Below are 20,755 nucleotides of genomic sequence, written 5' to 3'. Positions count from 1 at the left end.
ACCTGCTTTAATTTGGTTTTGATGTGCAACTGATACTTGTAACCCCCACTTCCATTCCTCTCCCCCACAGGGAGAGAGGCTTTGATTCTTACTCCCCTTCCCTTGCAGGGAAGGGGTTGGGGGTTAGGTTCGAGAGAAAGTTGCACACGGCGTTAATCAACTTTTTAATCGGCGATAATGGTGACTCGTCCCTGTGAACCATACCCAACTTCACTGATATAAAGATTGGGGTCGTGAAGCTCGGCGATGATGTTTTGTACTGATTGTTTAGCGTCAAGTCTGGGACTTAGGTCGATCGCACGAGTAAATACCTTTGGCCATTCCCATCTGAGAGTTTTGGTTAATCCGAATAGTCCAGCGCCGATCGCACCGAAGTTGACTTTATACTCTAAACCGAAGGCTCCATCAAGGTGAGCAACTGTGCAGAAACAACTGCGTCCATGCTTTGCAGCTTCGTTGAGGGAAGGTTTCAGATGTTTCGCCATCAGAAATACGTGCTTGACGATCGCCTTTTCTGATTCGTTATAAGAAATACTTCCGGTGTGATTTCCTACAAACATCGGATGGAGATGGATGAAAGCCCCAATCGCTCCGCAGTGAGATGCGATCGCTTGCAATTGTTGTTGAAGATGTTCTTCACTCAAGTTTGCTAAGGTGACGCGGGTTACTCCTGTAGGTAAGGGCGCTTGTTGGGCGATCAGCGATTGGGGGAAGCTGATAACTACTACTTTCCAGCCTTTCTCAATTAAGGATTCAGTTAATTTGTAAGTGGTGAGGGAACCATCATCGGTGATTAAACCGATGTGTCCCTCTGGTAACGTGAAATCCAAATAATCGGGCTGTGGTAAACTTCTGAGTTTGACCGGATGGCGCTGGATAGTATGCTCTAATTCCGGTGGTTGTTGGACAAACTCAGGCTCAGACTTTTTTTTTTCACCTCCAGCCAACTGCTGTAGGTAATCAACTATTTGACCGATGGTGCGAAGATCGCCGAGTTCTTCGATATTTGGTTTGGGTAAGTTGGGGTACATTTCTTGCATCGCCCCTAAGATTTCTACCCGTTTAATTGAGTCAATACCTAAGTCGGCTTCCATGTCCATTTCCAGTTCCAGCATCTCCACTGGATAGCCGGTTTTATCGCTGGTGATGGCTAACAGGGTTTCACCTAAGTTTGCAAATTCATCACTTGTAGAAGGAGCAACTTCTGGTTCTGGGGTGAATGCGACAACTACGCTTACTTCTGGTGTAGTAACTACCTCAACTACTGGTGCAGTCTCTACTGGAATCTCAGTTACTTGTTGCACTTCGTGAACTGCAATTTCTATCGAAACACCTTTGGAAGCATGGGATTGCAGATACTCTACAACTTGACCGATGGTGCGTTTTTCTGACAGTTCTTCTAAATTGGGTTTGGGTAGGCTGGGGTACATTTCTTGTAGCGCCCCTAAGATTTCCACCCGTTTGATGGAGTCAATTCCTAAATCCGCCTCCATGTCCATGTCCATTTCCAGCATTTCGACTGGGTAGCCGGTTTTGTCGCTAGTGATGGCTAAGAGGTTTTTATCCAAGTCAATAATATCAATGGTTGCAACAGGTACAGGTGCAGCAGTTGTAGGTGCTGGTTCTGCAACAACTTCCTTGACTGGAGGTGAGCTAATTTTGACTACAACCTCAGCTTGGGGTTCTTCTACTACTGGGACAGGTGGCGCAACTACAGGCTCGACTGTCTCGACAGTGGCAAAATGGGGAGTGGGAAGTGGAGAGTAAGAAGTTTCAACTACAGGCTCTACAGCAGCCGGGAGAGGTTCTTGGGTAACAGCTACAGGCAAAGGCTGGCTTTCTACTATCTTGGTAGGTGCATCACTAACAGTTGTTTCTGTGGTGAACGGAGTGAAATTGCTGAGTTTCTCTGTTAGTTGCGTTACTCCCTCACCTGAGATGATTTGAGAATATTCTTGCTGTATTAGTTGGAAAAAGCTCTTAGTATATTCCAACTGCTCTTGAAGATATTGCTCATGGATGCGTAGGGTTTCACCTTGTTGGGAATGAAACTGCATCATGCTACGCTCTAAGCTTTCCATGACAACGAGCTTCATTTTGGCAGTTTCGGCTGTTGATTTACTTTCACTCAACAAGGAATTCTGCTGCTGCATCAGTTGGAAAAACGCTTTAGCGTATTCCATTTGATGGTTGAGATAAGTACCGTGAACTTGTAAATTCTCGGCTTGATTTTCCTGGAACTGTGTCAGGAGGTATTCTAAACTTGCTAAAAGTTGTTCGTAATTTGTAAGTTTTTCTGGTGTTGGTTGCATCTTAGATTCCTGGGCTGGTTGTGACAGGGTAACAGGATTCATCTGTTGCTCTGGCTGGGCGATGATAGTAGCAGTCACACCGTTCATTGCTGGGGTAAGTTTTTTATGTCCGTTAGTCTCGATCGCTGCGAGAGTTGGAGTCACACCTGGGCTGCTAAATAAAGGAGCCACAGTTTCAGAATATTCAGGAGTAGGTAATGTGACTTTATGCCCATCCTGTAAAGCTAGAGCGAAGGCATTTTTCGTTTTTTCGGATCTATAATTGATGCCGTTTAAACGAACATTTAATGTCTTCTTCGTCTCAATTGGGGGAATAGTTTGGGGAAGTTGGTAAGGATCGAGATTATTCAAAGTCAAACCAATCACCCGCAACTGCACAACTGCTTCTCGCAAAGAGCGATCGCTATTCTTTTGAGTGCTGGGGTTCAAAGATACGGTGATGTGTGGGCGATCGCCAAGAATCTCTTTCACCAAGTTACTAAGAATTCTCCTCGGCCCAAATTCCACAAAGCAAGTACCACCCGCCGCATAGATATTTTCAATTTCCTGCTTAAACAGCACTGAGTTGGAAAGGTGCGTTTCTAGGATTTTTTGAATACCTTGAGCTTCCTTGGGATACTGCTTACTGGTAACGTTGCTGTAAACAGGGATTTTCGGACTTTGGAACTTGACAGACTTAGTGGCGATCGCAAAGGATTTTTGAGCAAAGGCAATTAACGGTGTATGGAACGCTGCTGATACAGGTAGCAATACAGCTGTATATCCTTTCTCGTGTAAAGCGTCTTTGATTCTCGCTATTTCTGCGGTAGGCCCAGCCAAGACAAATTGAGTTGGGGAATTTTGATTAGCGATCGCAACTTGGGGAAAATGTCTCAGCACTGCTTCCACTTTGCTGATGTCTTCTTTGACAGCCAACATACTACCCGCATCATGATCTGGGTCTTCGGGTGCAGCCATTGCTTGACCCCTAGCTTTCACTAAGAACAAGTAATCTTCAGTACTCAAAACCCCCGCAGCCCATAGCGCTGTGAGTTCACCAAAGCTGTGACCGGCAACAAAATCTGATTTAAACCCAGCTTGTTGCAGTATGCTGTACATTCCTGCACTCAACACCCCAATGGCTGGTTGAGCATATTCTGTGCGTTGCAAGGCAGCAATTTGGACATTTTTTTCTGCCTCTCCAAACACAGGATGAGGGAAAACGATTTCTGACAACGGTTGCAAGTTATCTTTGAGCAACAGGCTATCCATATAGCCATGAAGACGACGCATCAAAGGAAAATTCATCACCAGTTCGCGTCCCATCTCCAGGTATTGCGAACCTTGACCAGAAAATAGAGAGACAACTTTTCCGCCCAACTCCATACCAGAGGAACGGTAATAAATCCCTTGGGGATGCTCCCAAGATGCTGCCGAACCTTTGAGTTTCAGCCAGTCAATGCTAGTTTGCAGAAACTTGCAAGCTTCTTCGAGATTTTCAGCGACAAACCCAAATCTGGGAACAGAAAGAGGAATTTGTTGTGATTTGCACTCATTGACTAATTGTGCGTAGTGTGTAGGTGCTTCAGGCGATCGCAACTTGCCTAAAATCTCTTCCGACTTGCTCAACAATTGCTCTACCGTAGGAGCAAACAACAACACTTCACTAGCACCACTGTGTAAGCGGTAAGCCTCGTTTTGGTCAGCTTCATATTCTTCTAAAACAACGTGATAGTTGGTTCCACCAAAGCCGAAAGAACTCACACCCGCACGTCTTGGCGCTTCGCCCTCTGGACGAATCCAAGGTCTAGTTTGGGTATTCAAATAAAAGGATGAATTTTTAATGTTGAGTTTGGGATTTGGCTCAGTGATGTTAATTGTCGGCGGTAATACTTTGTGATGTAAAGCCAAAGCAGTTTTAATCAAACTCGCCGCACCCGCAGCCGCTTTTGTGTGTCCGATTTGCGATTTCACACTACCCAAAGCGATATGCTGCTTTTTATCATCATGGACATCAAAGAAGTCTTTTAAAGAACCGAATTCTGTCGGATCTCCAGCCATTGTCCCGGTGCCATGTGCTTCCATCAAACCAACAGTTGCAGGAGAGAAGCCGGCATCTTCATAAGCACGTTCTAAGGCTTTAACTTGACCTTCTTTGCGCGGAGCATAAATGCTCTTGTAACGTCCATCGCTGGAAGTACCAATACCTTTAATTACGGCATATATTTTATCGTTATCACGTTCAGCATCTTCCAAACGTTTGAGAACCATCATGGCGATACCTTCACCCAACATCATCCCATCGGATTTAGCATCGAAAGGTTTGACATTTTCACTAGGAGAAACCGCCGGTGTTTTGCTGAATGAGATGTAAGCCATGATGGTGTTATCGGTATCAACACCACCAGTTAGCATCATGTCAGAACGATGCTCAACTAGTTCGCTGATTGCCATTTTCAAAGCACCAAAGGAACTAGCGCAAGCAGCATCAACTACACAATTCATCCCGCCAAAATTGAGGCGATTGGCAATTCTACCCGCGACTACGTTAGCTAACATTCCAGGGAAAGCGTTCTCATCCCACTTCACATAAGCGCTTTTGATTTTATCAACGATTTTTTGGGTATCTTCGTCAGATAAACCACTGCTTTTAAGCGCTTTTTCCCAAATCGGATATTCCAACCTGGCAGAAAGTGGCATTCCTAATTGCTTGGCCATAGCCACGCCTAAGATTACCCCAACCATCTCGCGGTTAAACTCACGTTTTTCGCCATAGCCAGCATCTTCCATCGCTTCTTTCGCAACCACTAAACTTAATAGTTGCGATACGTCTGTGACTTCCAAAATGCTAGGTGGTATGCCAAATTCCATCGGGTTAAAATCTACCTCTGGAAGAAACCCGCCTCTTTTACAGTAGGTTTTATCTTCAGTAGTTCTAGGATTTGGATCGTAATAATCTTCGACGCTCCAGTGAGTAGAAGGAACATCAGTAATACAATCAATTTTGTTTACTATATTTTGCCAGTATTCCCGCAAATTTCTAGCTTGAGGTAATAGAGAAGCCATTCCAACAATGGCGATAGGATTGTGTTGTAATTGTCTGTTAATTTTGTTGATTGACACTGATTTATCCGATTTCATTTTTTTTCCCTCGATAGACTTAATCACAGCCTGTTCACAATTATTTATCAGGCTCTCTAACTCCGTTAAGGCAGTATCAATTGAATAAGCAGACATAGGGCATAGTTAGTACTGTGAATTGTGTAGCTACAGTAATTTCTGTTGCCTACTAAATAATGAAAAGCTATCGTTTTGTAAGCAGTTAACAGATATGAAATCCTGGCAAAAAAGTAATTACGAATTACGAACTTGTACTGAGCGTAGTCGTTGGCGCAGCCTCTCGTAGAGAAGTATTACGAATTACGAATTATGCCAGGTAAAGCCTTATGTTTCCAGGCGACTTTGGCACACTGCGTAGGCGTAGCCCGTCGTAGACATCGCACAAAAATGTTATCCAACGCTAGACTCTTGAAATTGTGGCAATAGGTCAAAGACGTTGTTAAAACTGGTAAAATAGTTTTGGAGTGTAATAGCTGCTTGACCAGTGAATTTAATCCATTTGTAATGGTAAAGATTTTGAGTAATGGTATCCTACTGGAGTGATGGGAACTGAGGAGTAGCTAAGAGAACAGAAACGTTTTTTCACCCAAAAGCATTTGATTATCTAGGCTAACCACAGCAACATAGCTGTTGTGAATGACAACGTTCTGTATCTTGTTCAATGTCATAGCCAGTTTCAACGTCCGGGATAATATATTTTATGCTATTTAAACCAGGAAAGTTGACAAGCTTGTTACACAAAAGACACCACCTTGAATCCGAATTTATGTAACTTGAACAAGTAATGAAACGGTCACAAGGTAATGACAAAGCAGTTATCTTTAGTTATTTTTAATTTAAAAATCTCAATTAAATAACTAGTTTGTTTAACTACTTTAAAGCATTGAATTAATAAAAATACTAGCATATTTTACAGAAACTAAATCATTTCTTTAAAGTTATTTCATAAACAAACATCAACAATTACTGATGTTAATTTGAATAAAAATAAGCAAAAAAGTATAATTTATGACTCTATAAATGTATGAGATATTTTGTTATCTACGTGTTAGCCATAAGTTTGTGCTGAATTAAGTTAACAATGAAAATCTGTTGTCTAGTAAATCACAATTCAATGAATACATAGATAAATTGAATAGTCATAAGTATTTTTTCTCAGAGAAACATCATAATTTAGTCAAAGTTTTTGGTTATTTTTCAATATAAGTCAAGTTAAAAAGCAAGGTGGTTATTTATAAAGCAAATATTAATTTTTAGTATGTTACTTGATAAACATAATCGTGATTGCATCAGTTAGGGCGAATAGAATTCGCGGCTACACAAACAAAGTCCGCGGAGGCGGACTTGAAAAGTATTTCTCTGTGACTTTAGGCACTTTAGATCCCCCCTAACCCCCCTTAAAAAGGGGGGAACCGGAGTAAAAGTCCCCCTTTTCAAGGGGGATTTAGGGGGATCTAAAACTTTTGATACCAATAAGAGGACTTTTCAAACATCCTCTAAGAAAAATTGAGTGTTTTAATCCCACGGAGGTGGGTTTTGTTTGTGTAGACGCGGTTTCTAACCGCCCTTTTAACTAGGTATTTTTAGATGTATGTTAACGTAACTCACCAAAGGTATAACTTCATGCATTGAATTAGTAGAATCGAAAGCAATAATAATGTCTTATAGTACACAACCTTGCTAATAATAATCTGTTAGTAATATCAAATCTGCTTAATAACTAACTATCTGTTGGTATTCAATTGCTAAACAAGAGATTAGTGACAAGTAACTTTTGCAGCATCTCATCTTACTGGGATGAAATAATTTAGTGAGAGAATCAGGATTTATGCAAAGCTTTTTGGTTGACAAAAATCAAATTTTACGCCATAATTAATGACAAGTTTATCCAATTTTGAGTTCATTTTTATTAGCGCTTCGTTCTTCTTGAGAGTTAAGTTTTCTGGTTAGCGCTATTGTATTTTACGCTACTGGATTAGATGTCAAATTAGGATATAACTTAGGAAGCTTTGAAGTAACACGCCATTAATTTTCACGCCACAATAGTAACTTTGGGCGGTAGAAGCGTAGAACAATTCATATAAAACCAATTTAGATCCATCCACATTATTAAGGTAGAAACCCTAGAGGCAAAATCCTCTTGGTAATTTGCGGATGAGTCTATATCTAATCGACTAAATATAACCAGGCTATCTCCTAAAAAAGCAGAATTGGAATGAAAATATGGCAGTAAATAAAGAAAGCCGATTATTCACAAAACCCGTAGGCCGATCGCAAGTAATTTTAGCAGCTTCTCTAACTTTAGCGGCTGGATTAATCGCTTTTTATAGTTTGGTACCGTTTTGGTCTAAACCTAAAGTTGTGACACCAGCAGCAAATCCTGCAAAAGTTGCTGTAACCGCCTTGGGACGTTTGGAACCAGAAGGCGAAGTTACTTCTTTGACTGCTCCTGCTTCCAATAATGGGGTGCGAGTAGACAGACTGTTGGTGAAAGAAGGAGATGCGGTTAAAGCTGGGCAAACACTGGCCTATCTCGAAAATTATGGTCGTTCTAGAACTGCATTGCAACAGGCTTTAGACCAACTGCAAGTTGCCAAAGCTAAACTAGCGCAGGTGAAATCTGGAGGTAAAACTGGAGATATTGATGCTCAAAAGGCTGTAATTGCCCGGTTAGAGCCACAATATAAAGGGGATGTTGCTACTCAAGAAGCGACAATTGCCCGCATCCAGGCAGAAGTAGACAACGCTCAAGCCGAGAATAATCGCTATCAGCAATTATATAAACAAGGTGCGATCGCGGCTTCTGTAGCAGATAGCAAAGCTTTGCAACTAAAAACTACCCAACAGCAGCTAGCAGAAGCTCAAGCCACCCTCAAGCGAACTCAAGACACATACCAAGAACAAGTTAAGCAAGCACAAGCACAACTCACCAGTATTAGCGAAGTGCGTAGTGTAGATGTTCAAGTCGCACAAACCGAAGTCAACAGTGCAACAACATCTGTTCAACAAGCAAAAGCCGACTTGGATTTAATTTATATAAAATCTCCCATAAATGGCAAAATTTTGAAAATTCACGCCAAAACTGGAGAAGTAATCAACACCAACAAAGGATTTGCTGAAATCGGTAAAACATCTCAAATGTATGTGATTGCAGAGGTGTATCAAACCGATGTTCAAAAAGTGCGTGTAGGACAAAAAGCCACCATTAACAGCACTGCATTTACTGGAACAATAAAAGGAACTGTCAAAGAAATTGGTTGGCAAGTTGACAAGCAAAATATCTTCAGCATAAACCCTGGTTCAGACACAGACCGCCGAATAGTTGAAGTTAAAATTTCCATCGATAATCCCGCAGATAGTGAAAAAGTTGCTCGTTTAACTAACTTACAAGTGGATGTCGCCATTCAGATTTAGTCAATTGGCAGATGTCATTCACCAATGACAAATGACAAATGACAAATGACAAATGACAAATGAAAATAAATCCATGAATTTTAAAATTCCTTTAGGATGGCTACAGCTAGCCCAGCAAAAAGTTCGTTTACTAGTAGCTGTAGCCGGAATTGGTTTTATTGTGCTGCTAATGTTTGTGCAACTTGGTTTCCAAGATGCCCTCTATTCCAGTGCAACTGCTGTACATCAAAATCTCAAAGGAGATTTATTTTTAGTTAGTTCGCAATATAAATCTTTGACCTCAAATCAAAGTTTTTCGCGGACTCGTTTATACCAATCTTTGGGGTTTGATGGCGTTGATTCAGTTAGCCCCATGTATTTGCAATTTGCCAAACTGAAAAATCCGGCTACTAGTGAGAAATATTCAATATATGTTATTGGTTTCGATCCAGGTAGACCGGTGATGAATCTCCCAGAAGTGGAGAAAAATTTAGATAAACTCAAAATTCCCGATGTCGTGCTTTTTGACCGAGGTTCTCGCCCAGAGTTTGGCCCAATAGCTGAAAAATTTAATGCGGGAGAAACTGCACAGACAATTGAAATATTTCCCTACAGTTCATTAATTGGCTATAGAGTAAGAATTGGTGGTTTATTCACATTAGGCCCTTCCTTTGGGGTAGATGGAAATTTGCTTGTTAGTGACTCAACTTTTTTGAGGATAAATCCCAATACTCGTCCAGCAGATATGATTGATGTCGGTTTGATTTCCCTCAAACCTGGTGCTAATGCCGAAAAAGTACTAAAAAATTTGCAAGCAAGTTTGCCTAATGATGTCCAAGTTTTTACCCGCCAAGGCTTCATTGATTTTGAGAAACAATACTGGGCTGTCAGAACACCCATTGGTTTTATTCTTAACTTGATGTTGACAATGGCTGCGGTTGTTGGGGTGGTTATTGTTTATCAAATTCTTTACAGCAATATTGCTACACAGTTCGTTGCATACGCCACTTTAAAAGCCATTGGTTATGCCAATAGCTACTTATTAAATGTGGTATTTCAACAAGCTTTGATTTTAGCAATCTTAGGTTATATCCCAGGATTTATTACTTCTGTTCTGTTATATAGCTTTGCGGCAGAAGCAACTAAACTACCAATAATGATGACCACTAATAATGCAGTGATTGTCTTAACTTCAACAGTTTTAATGTGCATAACATCAGGAGCGCTTGCGATTAACAAACTCCGCTCCGCAGATCCGGGAGATATTTTCTAACCAAGATAACTTGCTCAGAGTAACTTGTTAAAAACAAGCAAGTTTGTAGTAGGGACTTGAGTCCTTATTTCCTAAGCACTAAAGTGCTGACTACAAACTATCAAAACTAGCACTTTTCTTTTAATTAAAAATCCAAAATTGGTATAACCTTTACTATATGAACCTCAACAACAAAACCCTCCTAATTACTGGGATTAATGAATTTGTCGGATTGCGTACAGCCGAGTTAGCCATAGCGCAAGGGATGAAAGTTCGGGGACTACAAAGTTCTACAGAACAGAACAAACAATTACAGAATTTAGGTGTAGAGGTAATTATTGGTAGTATTACCGATTCTACTATTGCTCAAAAGGCTTGTCAGGGAGTAGATATCGTTTTACATACAGAGCAAATTGCCGAAGAAGCTGGTGCAATTAAGCATTTTCGTGAAGTCAATGTTGGCGGTACTGTCAACATGGCTAAAGCTGCTAAACAGGCTGGGGTCAAAACATTTGTGCATCTATCTAGTGTGATGGTTTACGGTTTCAACTATCCTGATGGTGTTACAGAATCCGGGCCACTTTCTGGCGAAAATAATCCCTACTGTCAAACTAAAATAGAAGCTGAAACAGCAGTATTAGAACTGAATCATCCTCCAGATTTTGGCATCATTGTTATTCGAGCCGGCGATGTTTACGGCCCTGGAAGTATCCCCTGGATAGTCAGACCAATTCTGATGATGCGCCAAAAGTTATTTGCCTGTGCCAATGATGCTAAGGGAGTGATTAATCACGTATATATAGATAATCTGATTGATAGCATCTTTCTCGCGATAGAAAAAGAAACCTACGGTGAAATATTTAATATCACCGATGGACAAGAAACTTCGTGGAAAGAGTATTTTATGCGTTTAGCAGCAATGGAAGATTTACAAGCACCCCTTTCATTATCGAAAGATGAAATCAAGTTGTTTCTAAAGCTACGCGTTCAAGGACAAAAACTCTTTCGGAAAAAAGTTGATATATTACCAGAGTCTATAGATTTTATGACTCGTCCCTATGCTTGTTCCATTGCCAAAGCACAAAACCTGTTAAATTATAAACCAGCAATTGACCTCGAAGAAGGAATGCAGCGAACACATGAATGGCTGCAAAAAACAGATATTCAAAGCTTGATGAAATAGTTCATAGATTTTTAGTAGTTCAGGAGTCAGGAGTCAGAATGGGCTAAACGCCCCGCTATCGCTCACAGAATGATTGGAAAATGAAACATCTGGGAGACTCTTGATTTACTTGAAATGATTCAGGTTGGTATCAAAGTATCCTGAATTCTGAATTCTGAATTCTTACCTTGCATCTACCTAACTACGATTAAGCGTAAACTAATCCACAGATTTTCCGAATACTTGTTTTCTATGAGTAGCAATCAGCCACGATTGAGCATCGGATTACCTGTATACAATGGTGAAAAATTTATCAAAGAAGCCATAGATTCACTCTTGGCACAAACATTTGAAGATTTTGAGCTAATTATTTCAGATAACGCATCGACAGATAAAACTGAAGAAATTTGTAGAGCTTATGCAGAGCAAGATCAACGTATTCGTTACTACCGCAATGACAAGAATATAGGTTGTGCTGGTAACTTTAATCGCGTCTTGCAACTGTCATCAGGTGAGTATTTTAAATGGGCAGCCCATGACGATCTACATTCTCCAGATTTTATCAAGAAGTGTGTCGATGTGCTTGACCAAGATCCTACCATAATCTTGTGTCACTCCCATGCATATTTCATTGATGAACAGGGGAATTTTATCCAAAATTACAATATCAAAGTCAAGGCAGATGCACTAAAACCACAGGAGCGCTTTCACGAATTACTGACCAAGCATTTATGCAATCAATGTTACGGGGTAATTCGCGCTAGTGCTTTGAAAAAAATACCGCCTATGGGTGGTTACGGTAATGCAGATGGAATTCTTTTGTTAAGACTTGGTATTCTCGGTAGGTTTTATGAAATCCCTGAATACCTGTTTTTTTTCAGAAGTCATCCGCAACAATCAATGAGTATGTTTTTCCCCAATTATTTGTTGTTAACAAATACAAATCAAAAATCATTCTTGAGTATGCTGCCTGATTTTTATGAGTATACAGTCTGGTTTGATTCAGCAAAGAAAGGACAAATTTTATTCCCACATTGGAGAATAATCTGGGAGTATATACTCTCTATATGGCGTAGTCCTTTGAGTTTGAATGAGCGGCTTTGCTGTCATAGAAGTCTACAACAGCAGTTAAAAGGGACAGAATATCTTTTGCTGAAAGATTTGCTAAGTGTGCTGCAAGTACTTTGGAAAGGTTGGAAAACAGCATTCGTTAAAGAAAAGCAAGTCATTTTTTGAAAGAGCCAGTTTACAAATAAAAGCTAGCGATCGCCAGCTTTATATCAACCCCAAAATCTGAGTTTTCACGTCATGTGGAAAAGCCAACGGAAAACCTAACCCCCAGCCCCCTTCCCTTGTAGGGAAGGGGGAGAAATCAAAGCCTCTCTCCTTGTAAGGGAGAGGTTTGCAGAGGGGTTTTCCAGATCCCGTGAAAAGTCAGCCCCAAAATCACCTATTTGACTACAAAATTATGCTGAAACTATCTCAACTATCTCATGTTTTGCTTGCTACTTTAGTGAGCATCAGCTTTGCTAAAACAGTGAACGCAGAGCCAACTGCAACACTTAATGTTGTAGTAAATGGAATACATCACCAAAAAGGTGAGATTTGCTTCCGAGTTTATGCAAATGAAAAAGGATTTCCAATGAGTAGTACTAGTGAAGCTAAAAGTGGCTGCGCTAAGATTACTGGCACTTCTGTAAAAAAAGAATTCTCCGGTTTGAAACCTGGAACTTATGCTGTAGCTGTGGTTGACGATCAAAATGGCGATCGCAAACTCAATAAAGACTTTTTCGGTATTCCCAAAGAAGGTTTTGGGATTTCCAAAAATCCAACTGTGTCTATACAAACAGGTACACCAAAGTTTCGTGATGCCAGTTTTGTTGTAAACAAAAATACAACAGTGACCATCATCATGAAATATTCACTTGATTCGTAAAGGGAATGGGGAAAGAGGCAGGGGAGCAGCACTTCTCTACGAGAGGCTGCACTTCGACTACGCTCAGTGACCACGCCAACGGCTACGCTCAGTGACCGGGGAGCAGGGGAGCAGAGGAGAAGTTGCAGTAAGTTTTTCCCCTTTGCCTCTTGTGCCCCATGCCCAATCCCTAATTTCCAATCCATTATTCTGTCGGAGATTAAAAATTTAATGGAAGATTTGGCAATATTTCTGTCTAAGTCTTTGATGGGTTGGCTGGTTATTCAGGTGTGTTTTACGCTTGTCTTTATATGGTATCTGCGCTCGTCTAAAAAAAACTTATTACCAGACGATCAGTTACCCAAAACAGCAGTAATTCTTTGCTTACGTGGAGCCGATCCATTTTTGCCTAGATGTTTGCGATCGCTCCTAAATCAAAACTATCCACAGTATGATTTAAAGTTGATCGTTGATAGTCACGAAGATCCTGCTTGGAAAATTGCTAGTGAAACCATCACTGAGCAAGAAGCAACCAACGTTCAAATCAGCCCTTTGAGAATAGTACGTAACAGTTGTAGTCTCAAATGCAGTTCTTTAATCCAAGCTGTCCGAGAGTTGGACGACTCCTATAAGGTGGTTGCTTTAGTAGATGCTGATACTATAGTTCATCTGAATTGGCTGCGAGAATTAGTCAGTCCTCTAGGCGATGCGAAAGTAGGCGCAACAACGGGTAATCGTTGGTACGTACCAACAGGTAGGTATTGGGGTTCTTTAGTGCGGTACGTCGGCAATGTATCCACAGTAGTGCAAATGTTTATCTTCCAGATTCCTTGGGGTGGAACTTTGGCTGTGAAAACAGAAGTGCTTCGCCAAACAGAACTGCTAGATAAGTGGGGACAAGCTTTAGGCGAAGATTTTATGATGCACGACATCCTGAAAAAACATGGTTTTCAGGTAAAGTTTGTGCCTTCGCTGCTAATAGTCAATCGTGAAGAGACTGATTTATTCAACTTAATAGACTATCTCAAGCGCCTTATCCTTTTTTCTCGACTGTATCACCCCCGTTGGTTGGCTCTTGTAAGTGAAGCTGTTTCTAGCATTTTGTTTCCGACTCTACTGAGCGTGTTAGTTCTAGAGTCGCTATTAGAGGCAAAATGGGAAGCTGCGGCTCTGTTGTTAGTCTGCTATGGAGTTTACACTGTCGGATTACTCTTGATAATGCTGGTGTTGGAATTAGAGATACAGCGAGTGGTTCACTCTAATGACCAGGCGATGCCTACCGGCAAGCCGTTCCACGTCTACGCCAAATTATCAGCTGCTACAATCATTAAAATGTTGATTGGGATTCCGTTGACACAGTGGGTTTATGGGTTAGCGATGCTATCATCCCTGTGGACATCAACAGTTACCTGGCGCGGTGTCAGCTATCGCGTTAAAGGGCCTTGGAATATCCGCTTAGTGGAATATCGCCCTTATCAATGGTTGGATCAGCCTATTAATAGCAAGGTTTCTCTTTGAATTAAATCGCTAAATATCAACTAGGGCATGAAAGTTATTACACTAAACATTCCCTAGTCTTCAAATTATATTATCTTATATTTAGTAGAACTATATTAGCTATAACCCTTGTAAAAAGATACGTTTATACTTGTTGATTATCAAAACGTATTTACATTTTTAGCAAGGGTTTAGACAAATATATTAAGGGGAATTTTGACTCAATACGGTTCAGTTAAGAAGAATAGTAGGTTGGGTTGAGCTTAAGCGTTACCCAACAAAGCCTTGATAATGTTGAGTTACCCTGCGGGAAGCAAGCTACGTTCCTCAACCCAACCTACGCCAGTTGTAGTTTTTAGCCTTAACTGAACCGTCTTGAATTTTGACTTAGTATTTTGGATGTTTTGATAGTTTCAAGTTAGTTTTATAAACATCCACTTCAAAATCGAAAATTTCAGCTATTTGACAATGCGTAAATCCTTAGTCTAACTGTATTGGTGGGAATTTCTGAGCCAGATAATCAGGATGTTCATGAAACATTTGCTGCGTAAATCCTAAGTTAAAAACCAGCAATTTTGTGAAATATTCCCCTTTATTATGACTAAGCAAAAACTTCGCATTGCACTGTTTACAGGGTTGTACGCTCCTTTCTTAACTGGTGTTTCCGTTGCAGTTCACCAACGAGTTCGTTGGTTACTAGAGCAGGGACATGAGGTTTTTCTAATCCATCCGCAAATCAACGATCGCTACCCCAAAAATGTTGGCGATCGCCCCATGCCAGGTTTGGAGGAAATTCAGTCTTTCCCCAATTTCTCTGCTTACGCATTCCCCACAGAACCGCTGCTATTCTATAAGTCTCTTCCTCAACCGTTGAACTATCGGTATTGGAGTGATACCAAGTTGCTGGAGGAATTCAAACCCGATATTATCGTGGTTGAAGAAGCAGCACAAATGAGAGGTTTGTACTCATTTTTCTTGCAAGGTTATGGTCGCCCTATCGGCACTCAATACGCAAAACGAACAGGCACGCCAATAATATCACTCTTCCATACAGATATCGTTGCCTATATCAAATATTACTTTGGAGACCGATTCTTCAATTTGGTTCGTCCCATCGTTCCCATTTTAGTTAAGCAATTTAGTGAGTCTTATGACTTCAATTACTTCTCTTCTAAAGAGCAACTGACTAAATACGAAGAACTGAAATGCCAACGCGCTGAATACGTCGCTTATCAAGGTATCGATTGCGAAAAATTTCACCCGCGAAATATTTGTTACAACCCAATTCCCAACGATAACCGACCAACTCTGTTGTTTGTCGGACGCATCACACCCGAAAAGAATGTCAATCAATTGCTTGATATCTTTCCAATCATAGCTGCCAAAATTCCTGATGTTCATCTGGTAATTGTTGGTAGTGGCCCGCTAGATGAAGAGATCCGTGAGCGTGCTAAAAAGTTTGGATCGAGTATTACTGTATGGGGCGAGTCTCATGGTACAGAACTTCTAGGTTGGTTTGCCAGAGCGGATGTTTTTGTTAATCCCTCCGTTACCGAGAACTTCTGCACGACAAATAACGAAGCATTAGCATCTGGAACTCCTCTGGTTGCTGTTGTTGCGCCGTCAACCTCAGAACAGGTATTTCCTGGTCGTAACGGCTTCCTTGCCCAACCTAACAACCCTACAGACTTCGCCCAAAAGGTAATTGCGATTCTGGAAAATCCCGATTTGAAAGCAGATATGACTAGACACGCTCGCCCCTCTATACTCGAATTTGATTGGTCAGCGTGTATGCAGAAATTTGAACACAAACTCTACCAAATCATTGAAGGAGCGCAGAAGGTTGAGGTAAGTACAAGCAGTATAAGAGGATAACAATCACAAACAGATCGCTAGTATTTACAGTACTAGCGATCGCTACTGCAACTTTTTGCACCAACGAGTTTTAGGATTATTAAACACATCCGACTTGCATTCTTGTCGTTTTAGCTAGCAGAAGTTGTGAGTTAATGATTTATCGAGGTCTTTATCTCTTTATCATTAAATGCGATCGCCTTTCAAAATCAGTCAAGTGGGATTGTAACTATGTTGTTAGACCTCCAGCTTGAAAAATCTGTTCGACGGTTAAATTCAATTCCGGGAAAGTAGGTGAGATAATGCTTATACCGCTACAGGCATCGCTACCTCGAAACTGCCTGACTTGGTATTCTCCTTCAACTAACGAGTAAATCCAGATAGTTGGTTGTTTAGGATTGCCTATAAACCGCTTACCACCTAAAGCTGCATAATCTATAATCCAGTATTCAGGAATGCCTACTGCCTCATAGTCTGCCACTTTTTTTAAATAATCATCTCTCCAGTTAGTACTAACTACCTCAACTACTAAAGGAATTGATGCTGCTTGGCTAATAGTTGATTCTTTTTTCCACAGAGGCTCATTTACTAAATTAGTCCGATTTAATATCAGCACATCTGGAGAATAAGCTGATTGACCTTCCAATGGTTTAATAAACGCTGTTTTAGGAATGAAGTAGGGAAGTTTTAGCCTCTTAATTTCGGCAGATATTTCTAGTACCAAAAATCCAACGACCTCTTCATGGTCGCCTTTTGGTGGTGCTATCTCAACAATTACTCCATCATGCAGTTCATAACGTTGTTGCGAATTTTCTGGATACCAAGCGATGAATTCATCGAATGTTACTAGTTTACGTAAGGCTTGAATCATAATTGATCGCCCTCAGCACTTGGTTTCGGTCATGCCGCACCCTTGCCTCTATCAGTTGGAAGAGGCTACTGACGTGCGGTTTCTAATTCTACAATTCATGCAAGCTGATTTTACCAACCCGCCACCCATGCAAGATTGGCATAGTAAACAATCCCCATGCCAAACCTGTAATCAACCCAAAAGGCGTAACCAGATAATTATTAAAACTCCACAAACCGAAAACCTGTGCTGCCAATTCCAAAGGATAAGCCATCATTAGCACACTAGCTAGTGCCGCACCACTCCAGCCATACTGACTTAACCAGTAAAATCCCTTACCACCAGTTACGCCATACAGCAGACGAGTAATCAGCAAACCCGTTACAGTGCCGTAGCAGCGCATACACACAGCCATAATAAACGGTGGTGCTAAATCTAACCCCATATCTGGTTGCGGACAGACATGATTACCCATGAAATAAATGATGTCCGCAATTCCAGGAAGCAAAGACACTCCAGACGCAGCCAAAAAGGGAGCGATAGGCGGGCCAAACACCATCCCTACCAACAAGAAATCAGCTATAAAACTGACCCAATTAATCTGCAACTCTTCACTGAAAGCTACTCTTGTCATTTCTCTTTGTCTGCGTCTTTGCGTCTACGTTTTCTTAACCTACCTTATTTACATAAGGACTTGTCAACTTATCCAACTGCTGAATCAACAGACTGAGGAATAATCCCACATCTGTCACCACACCCACTGATTCTACAGAACCGCGATCGCTTAACTTAGTCACCACAGCTGGATTAATATCCACACATACCATTTTCACACCAGCCGGGGTCATATTCCCCACGCCAATGGAGTGCAGCATTGATGACAGCATCAAAATCATCTCTGCACCTTCTAGGTGTTTGGCATATTGCTCCTGTGCTTGAATCAAATCCATTACGGTATCAGGCAAAGGCCCGTCATCCCGAATCGATCCCGCAAGCACAAAAGGTACATTATTGTGGACACATTCATACATTACGCCACTTTTAATTGCTCCTGCCTCCACAGCTTTGGGAATGCTGCCATAACGGCGGATACTATTAATTACCTTCAGGTGATGGCGATGTCCACCACGGACGGCGACACCCCGCTTCATGTCTACACCCAAGGAAGTGCCCATGATATTTTGCTCGATGTCGTGAACTGCGATCGCATTCCCACCCAGCAACGCCTGTACATATCCTTCCCGAATTAGTTGCGCCAAGTGTTCGCCGCCACCAGTGTGAATTACCACTGGCCCAGCCGTGACAACTACTTTACCACCAGCATCACGGATTTTACGTAATTCCCAAGCCACTTGCTCAACGACCAATTCCACGCGTCGTTCGCTGGAAACTCCCGCCGACATAAAGCTGAATTCTTGAGTGCTACGGATTTCCCGCGATTCCGTTTTGCGGATGGTGCGGATACCTAAAACGTCTACAATTACCTGTTCGCCAACTTCTAAATCGCGCAGTATTTTACACCGAGCAACTAAACCTCTGGGAGTTTGAGTAATGGCGATCGCTCCATCCATTCGCTGATTTTCTACTTTCACCCAGTGACCATTAATTCGCACTTCTGTGGGATAAATGGTACTGACATAGAAATCATCGGGCGCTACACCATTTTGAATTACCGGCTCCAGCTTGGCATCTCGCTCATCATGGGGTAAATCCACTGCACCCAAATCAATCAACATTGAGATGATTTCTTCCATCACCTCATGAGATGGTGCTGATACCTTCACTTCTGCGGCTGAGGTACTTTGTCGTTGTTCTCCCAAGTTGAAATTCAGGACTTGGAAACTTCCCCCAGCATCTATAATCAAATCCAAGGCGCGGTTAATTAAGCCAGCATCTAGCAAATGCCCTTCCATCCGAATGATGCGGCTTTCTACCGAGACATTGGCATGAATTTCATCTCTAACTGGTTCCGTAACCCGCAGAGTTAAGCATTTAGCCGCACCACCAGCTTTGAGAAATTCCGTCAGCGGTGTTTCCAGCACTTGGAAACCTACATCTGCAAGACGGGTTTTCAAAGCATCACTCGCCTTGTTCATGATGACGATGTTATCCACATTCACCGTATTACAAGCGAAGTTCAGTGCATCGGCTTCTTCAATTGCGATCCGCTTTTCTGGTGCGACTCGCATTTCAATTAAGCGGTTGGAGTAAGAATCAAAAGCACCAGGATAGTAAAGCAAATATCCATTTGCTAAAGGACAAAAGCAAGTATCCAGGTGATAAAAACGTTCGTCTATTAATCGCAGGGATAGCACCTCAATATCCAGCCATTTAGCCAGATAAGGGTGAGAATCTAATTCTGAGCGGAAACCGTATCCTGCCCATAACCAGCGTCCTTCCCGATCTAGGAGTGCGTCTCCTGCGCCTTCAAAGGGCAAATCTTTGGGAAGTTCATTGACTGTATAACCATTTGCCTCAAACCATTGTTTGAAGAAAGGCTCCTCTCCCTGACGTTCCTTGTGCAAAAAGCGACTGAGGACGACATTATCGCCCAGAACTAAGCCAGCATTGGCGGTAAAAACTAAATCAGGCCAGCCTTTTTCAGGTGGTACTAAGTCTACAATGGCGTGTTGTTTAAGGATTTGATGTAGTCCCTGCCACTGTTCCACGGCGCGATCGCGCGATGACTTGTGAATATTCCCTTCCATCCAAGGATTAATCACATAGTCCACATCGTAGTGGTCAGGAGGGCACATTAAAAAGCGAATCCGGGAAGTCATAAAAATCTTACAAGCGTTTTATATGCTACAAGCTTACTTTGAATACAGATTTTTGTTTTTTTACAGGTAAAATCTGCTACTAAAGCTTCTATCTTTTGAGAGTTGAAGACTTTACCAAGCCTTCGTTATCAATTCTATTACTGGAACATAGTAATAATACCAATTCAAAATTCCAAATTCAGAAAGCCTGATTTAATTTGGGTTTCCAGGAAAGTGGGGCAGGTGAAGACACCGTTAAAAGCAGTCAATATTTGGTGGCGATCGCTCAATACGCTTGCATTAAAGCTCAACTTTTTATCAAAGCCAATTTTTTTAACGCAGACGCAAAATTACCGTAGGCTAACGCAAAGAACGCATACTCCTACGGAGAAGCAAGCTACGCATTAGCTTTCGTAGAGAAGAACGCAAAGGAAGAAAAGGAAGAAATACTTAACTGAACTGATTGTCCTATATAGCAACGGACAGGGAGCTTAGGACAGCAATAAAATCACAAAGTATGCTGTTGAAGACGCGTTTGCCGCAAACTGTCCTAACGGCTTTGGCGACTGCTATAAATGATTTACTCCTCTGCTCCCCTGCTCCTCGGTCACTGAGCGTAGCCGTTGGCGTGGTCACTGAGCGTAGTCGAAGTGCAGCCTCTC

The 20,755-nt window shown here is 41.6% G+C and carries 11 protein-coding genes and 1 pseudogene; 7 read left to right on the top strand and 5 right to left on the bottom strand.

The annotated features are described in order from the left end of the window. Positions 1–164 precede the first annotated feature (164 nt). Together RMX69_RS14010 and RMX69_RS14005 are read right to left on the bottom strand one after the other, a co-directional pair. The gene (locus RMX69_RS14010) at positions 165–5,528 is read right to left on the bottom strand and encodes a polyketide synthase (protein ID WP_322637800.1); all 5,364 of its coding nucleotides are present in this window, start codon (positions 5,526–5,528) and stop codon (positions 165–167) included. 273 nt (positions 5,529–5,801) lie between these two features. After that, positions 5,802–6,079, bottom strand: a pseudogene (locus tag RMX69_RS14005) (hypothetical protein). 1,555 nt (positions 6,080–7,634) lie between these two features. Here RMX69_RS14005 and RMX69_RS14000 point away from each other — a divergent pair. From RMX69_RS14000 to RMX69_RS13970, 7 genes are all read left to right on the top strand, one after another. Next, positions 7,635–8,825, top strand: a complete 1,191-nt coding sequence (locus tag RMX69_RS14000; protein WP_322637799.1) for an ABC exporter membrane fusion protein — start codon at positions 7,635–7,637, stop codon at positions 8,823–8,825. 73 nt (positions 8,826–8,898) lie between these two features. Next, positions 8,899–10,077, top strand: a complete 1,179-nt coding sequence (devC, locus tag RMX69_RS13995; protein WP_069073678.1) for an ABC transporter permease DevC — start codon at positions 8,899–8,901, stop codon at positions 10,075–10,077. 157 nt (positions 10,078–10,234) lie between these two features. Then, positions 10,235–11,239 carry an NAD(P)-dependent oxidoreductase gene (locus RMX69_RS13990; protein ID WP_322637798.1) on the top strand — a complete coding sequence of 335 codons (1,005 nt, stop codon included), beginning with the start codon at positions 10,235–10,237 and terminating at the stop codon, positions 11,237–11,239. A gap of 231 nt (positions 11,240–11,470) precedes the next feature. Continuing rightward, the gene (locus tag RMX69_RS13985; RefSeq protein ID WP_289797637.1) at positions 11,471–12,454 is read left to right on the top strand and encodes a glycosyltransferase family 2 protein; all 984 of its coding nucleotides are present in this window, start codon (positions 11,471–11,473) and stop codon (positions 12,452–12,454) included. Between the two features lie 232 nt (positions 12,455–12,686). Further along, on the top strand, positions 12,687–13,154 hold the full coding sequence (locus RMX69_RS13980; protein ID WP_322637797.1) for a DUF2141 domain-containing protein: 468 nt from the start codon (positions 12,687–12,689) through the stop codon (positions 13,152–13,154). A gap of 210 nt (positions 13,155–13,364) precedes the next feature. Continuing rightward, positions 13,365–14,651: a glycosyltransferase family 2 protein gene (locus RMX69_RS13975; protein ID WP_322637796.1), complete on the top strand. Its 1,287-nt coding sequence runs from the start codon at positions 13,365–13,367 to the stop codon at positions 14,649–14,651. Positions 14,652–15,227: 576 nt separating this feature from the next. Next, positions 15,228–16,505, top strand: coding sequence for a glycosyltransferase (locus RMX69_RS13970; protein WP_322637795.1), 1,278 nt, complete (start codon positions 15,228–15,230; stop codon positions 16,503–16,505). A gap of 208 nt (positions 16,506–16,713) precedes the next feature. Here RMX69_RS13970 and RMX69_RS13965 read toward each other — a convergent pair whose 3' ends face one another. The 3 genes from RMX69_RS13965 to RMX69_RS13955 all read right to left on the bottom strand — a co-directional run bounded on the left by RMX69_RS13965 (position 16,714) and on the right by RMX69_RS13955 (position 20,114). Then, positions 16,714–17,355: a Uma2 family endonuclease gene (locus RMX69_RS13965; protein ID WP_322637794.1), complete on the bottom strand. Its 642-nt coding sequence runs from the start codon at positions 17,353–17,355 to the stop codon at positions 16,714–16,716. Positions 17,356–17,443: 88 nt separating this feature from the next. After that, positions 17,444–17,968 (bottom strand): DUF2085 domain-containing protein, encoded by a 525-nt coding sequence (locus RMX69_RS13960; RefSeq protein WP_289797642.1) that lies wholly within the window; start codon positions 17,966–17,968, stop codon positions 17,444–17,446. A 34-nt stretch (positions 17,969–18,002) separates the two neighbouring features. Further along, on the bottom strand, positions 18,003–20,114 hold the full coding sequence (locus RMX69_RS13955) for a TIGR00300 family protein (RefSeq protein ID WP_322637793.1): 2,112 nt from the start codon (positions 20,112–20,114) through the stop codon (positions 18,003–18,005). Positions 20,115–20,755: the final 641 nt, after the last annotated feature.

The organism is Nostoc sp. EspVER01 (assembly GCF_034530635.1).
Classification (GTDB): Bacteria; Cyanobacteriota; Cyanobacteriia; order Cyanobacteriales; family Nostocaceae; genus Nostoc.
The sequence above is the reverse complement of the archived record's forward strand: the minus strand, read 5'-3'. Positions and strand labels throughout refer to the sequence as shown.

Excerpts from the sequence above, each read along its gene's own strand:
- RMX69_RS13960 (WP_289797642.1), bottom strand. The coding sequence starts at position 17,968 with ATGACAAGAGTAGCTTTCAGTGAAGAGTTGCAGATTAATTGGGTCAGT.
- RMX69_RS13975 (WP_322637796.1), top strand. The coding sequence starts at position 13,365 with ATGGAAGATTTGGCAATATTTCTGTCTAAGTCTTTGATGGGTTGGCTG.
- RMX69_RS13985 (WP_289797637.1), top strand. The coding sequence starts at position 11,471 with ATGAGTAGCAATCAGCCACGATTGAGCATCGGATTACCTGTATACAAT.
- RMX69_RS13955 (WP_322637793.1), bottom strand. The coding sequence starts at position 20,114 with ATGACTTCCCGGATTCGCTTTTTAATGTGCCCTCCTGACCACTACGAT.
- RMX69_RS13990 (WP_322637798.1), top strand. The coding sequence starts at position 10,235 with ATGAACCTCAACAACAAAACCCTCCTAATTACTGGGATTAATGAATTT.
- RMX69_RS13980 (WP_322637797.1), top strand. The coding sequence starts at position 12,687 with ATGCTGAAACTATCTCAACTATCTCATGTTTTGCTTGCTACTTTAGTG.
- RMX69_RS14010 (WP_322637800.1), bottom strand. The coding sequence starts at position 5,528 with ATGTCTGCTTATTCAATTGATACTGCCTTAACGGAGTTAGAGAGCCTG.
- RMX69_RS14000 (WP_322637799.1), top strand. The coding sequence starts at position 7,635 with ATGGCAGTAAATAAAGAAAGCCGATTATTCACAAAACCCGTAGGCCGA.
- devC (WP_069073678.1), top strand. The coding sequence starts at position 8,899 with ATGAATTTTAAAATTCCTTTAGGATGGCTACAGCTAGCCCAGCAAAAA.
- RMX69_RS13970 (WP_322637795.1), top strand. The coding sequence starts at position 15,228 with ATGACTAAGCAAAAACTTCGCATTGCACTGTTTACAGGGTTGTACGCT.
- RMX69_RS13965 (WP_322637794.1), bottom strand. The coding sequence starts at position 17,355 with ATGATTCAAGCCTTACGTAAACTAGTAACATTCGATGAATTCATCGCT.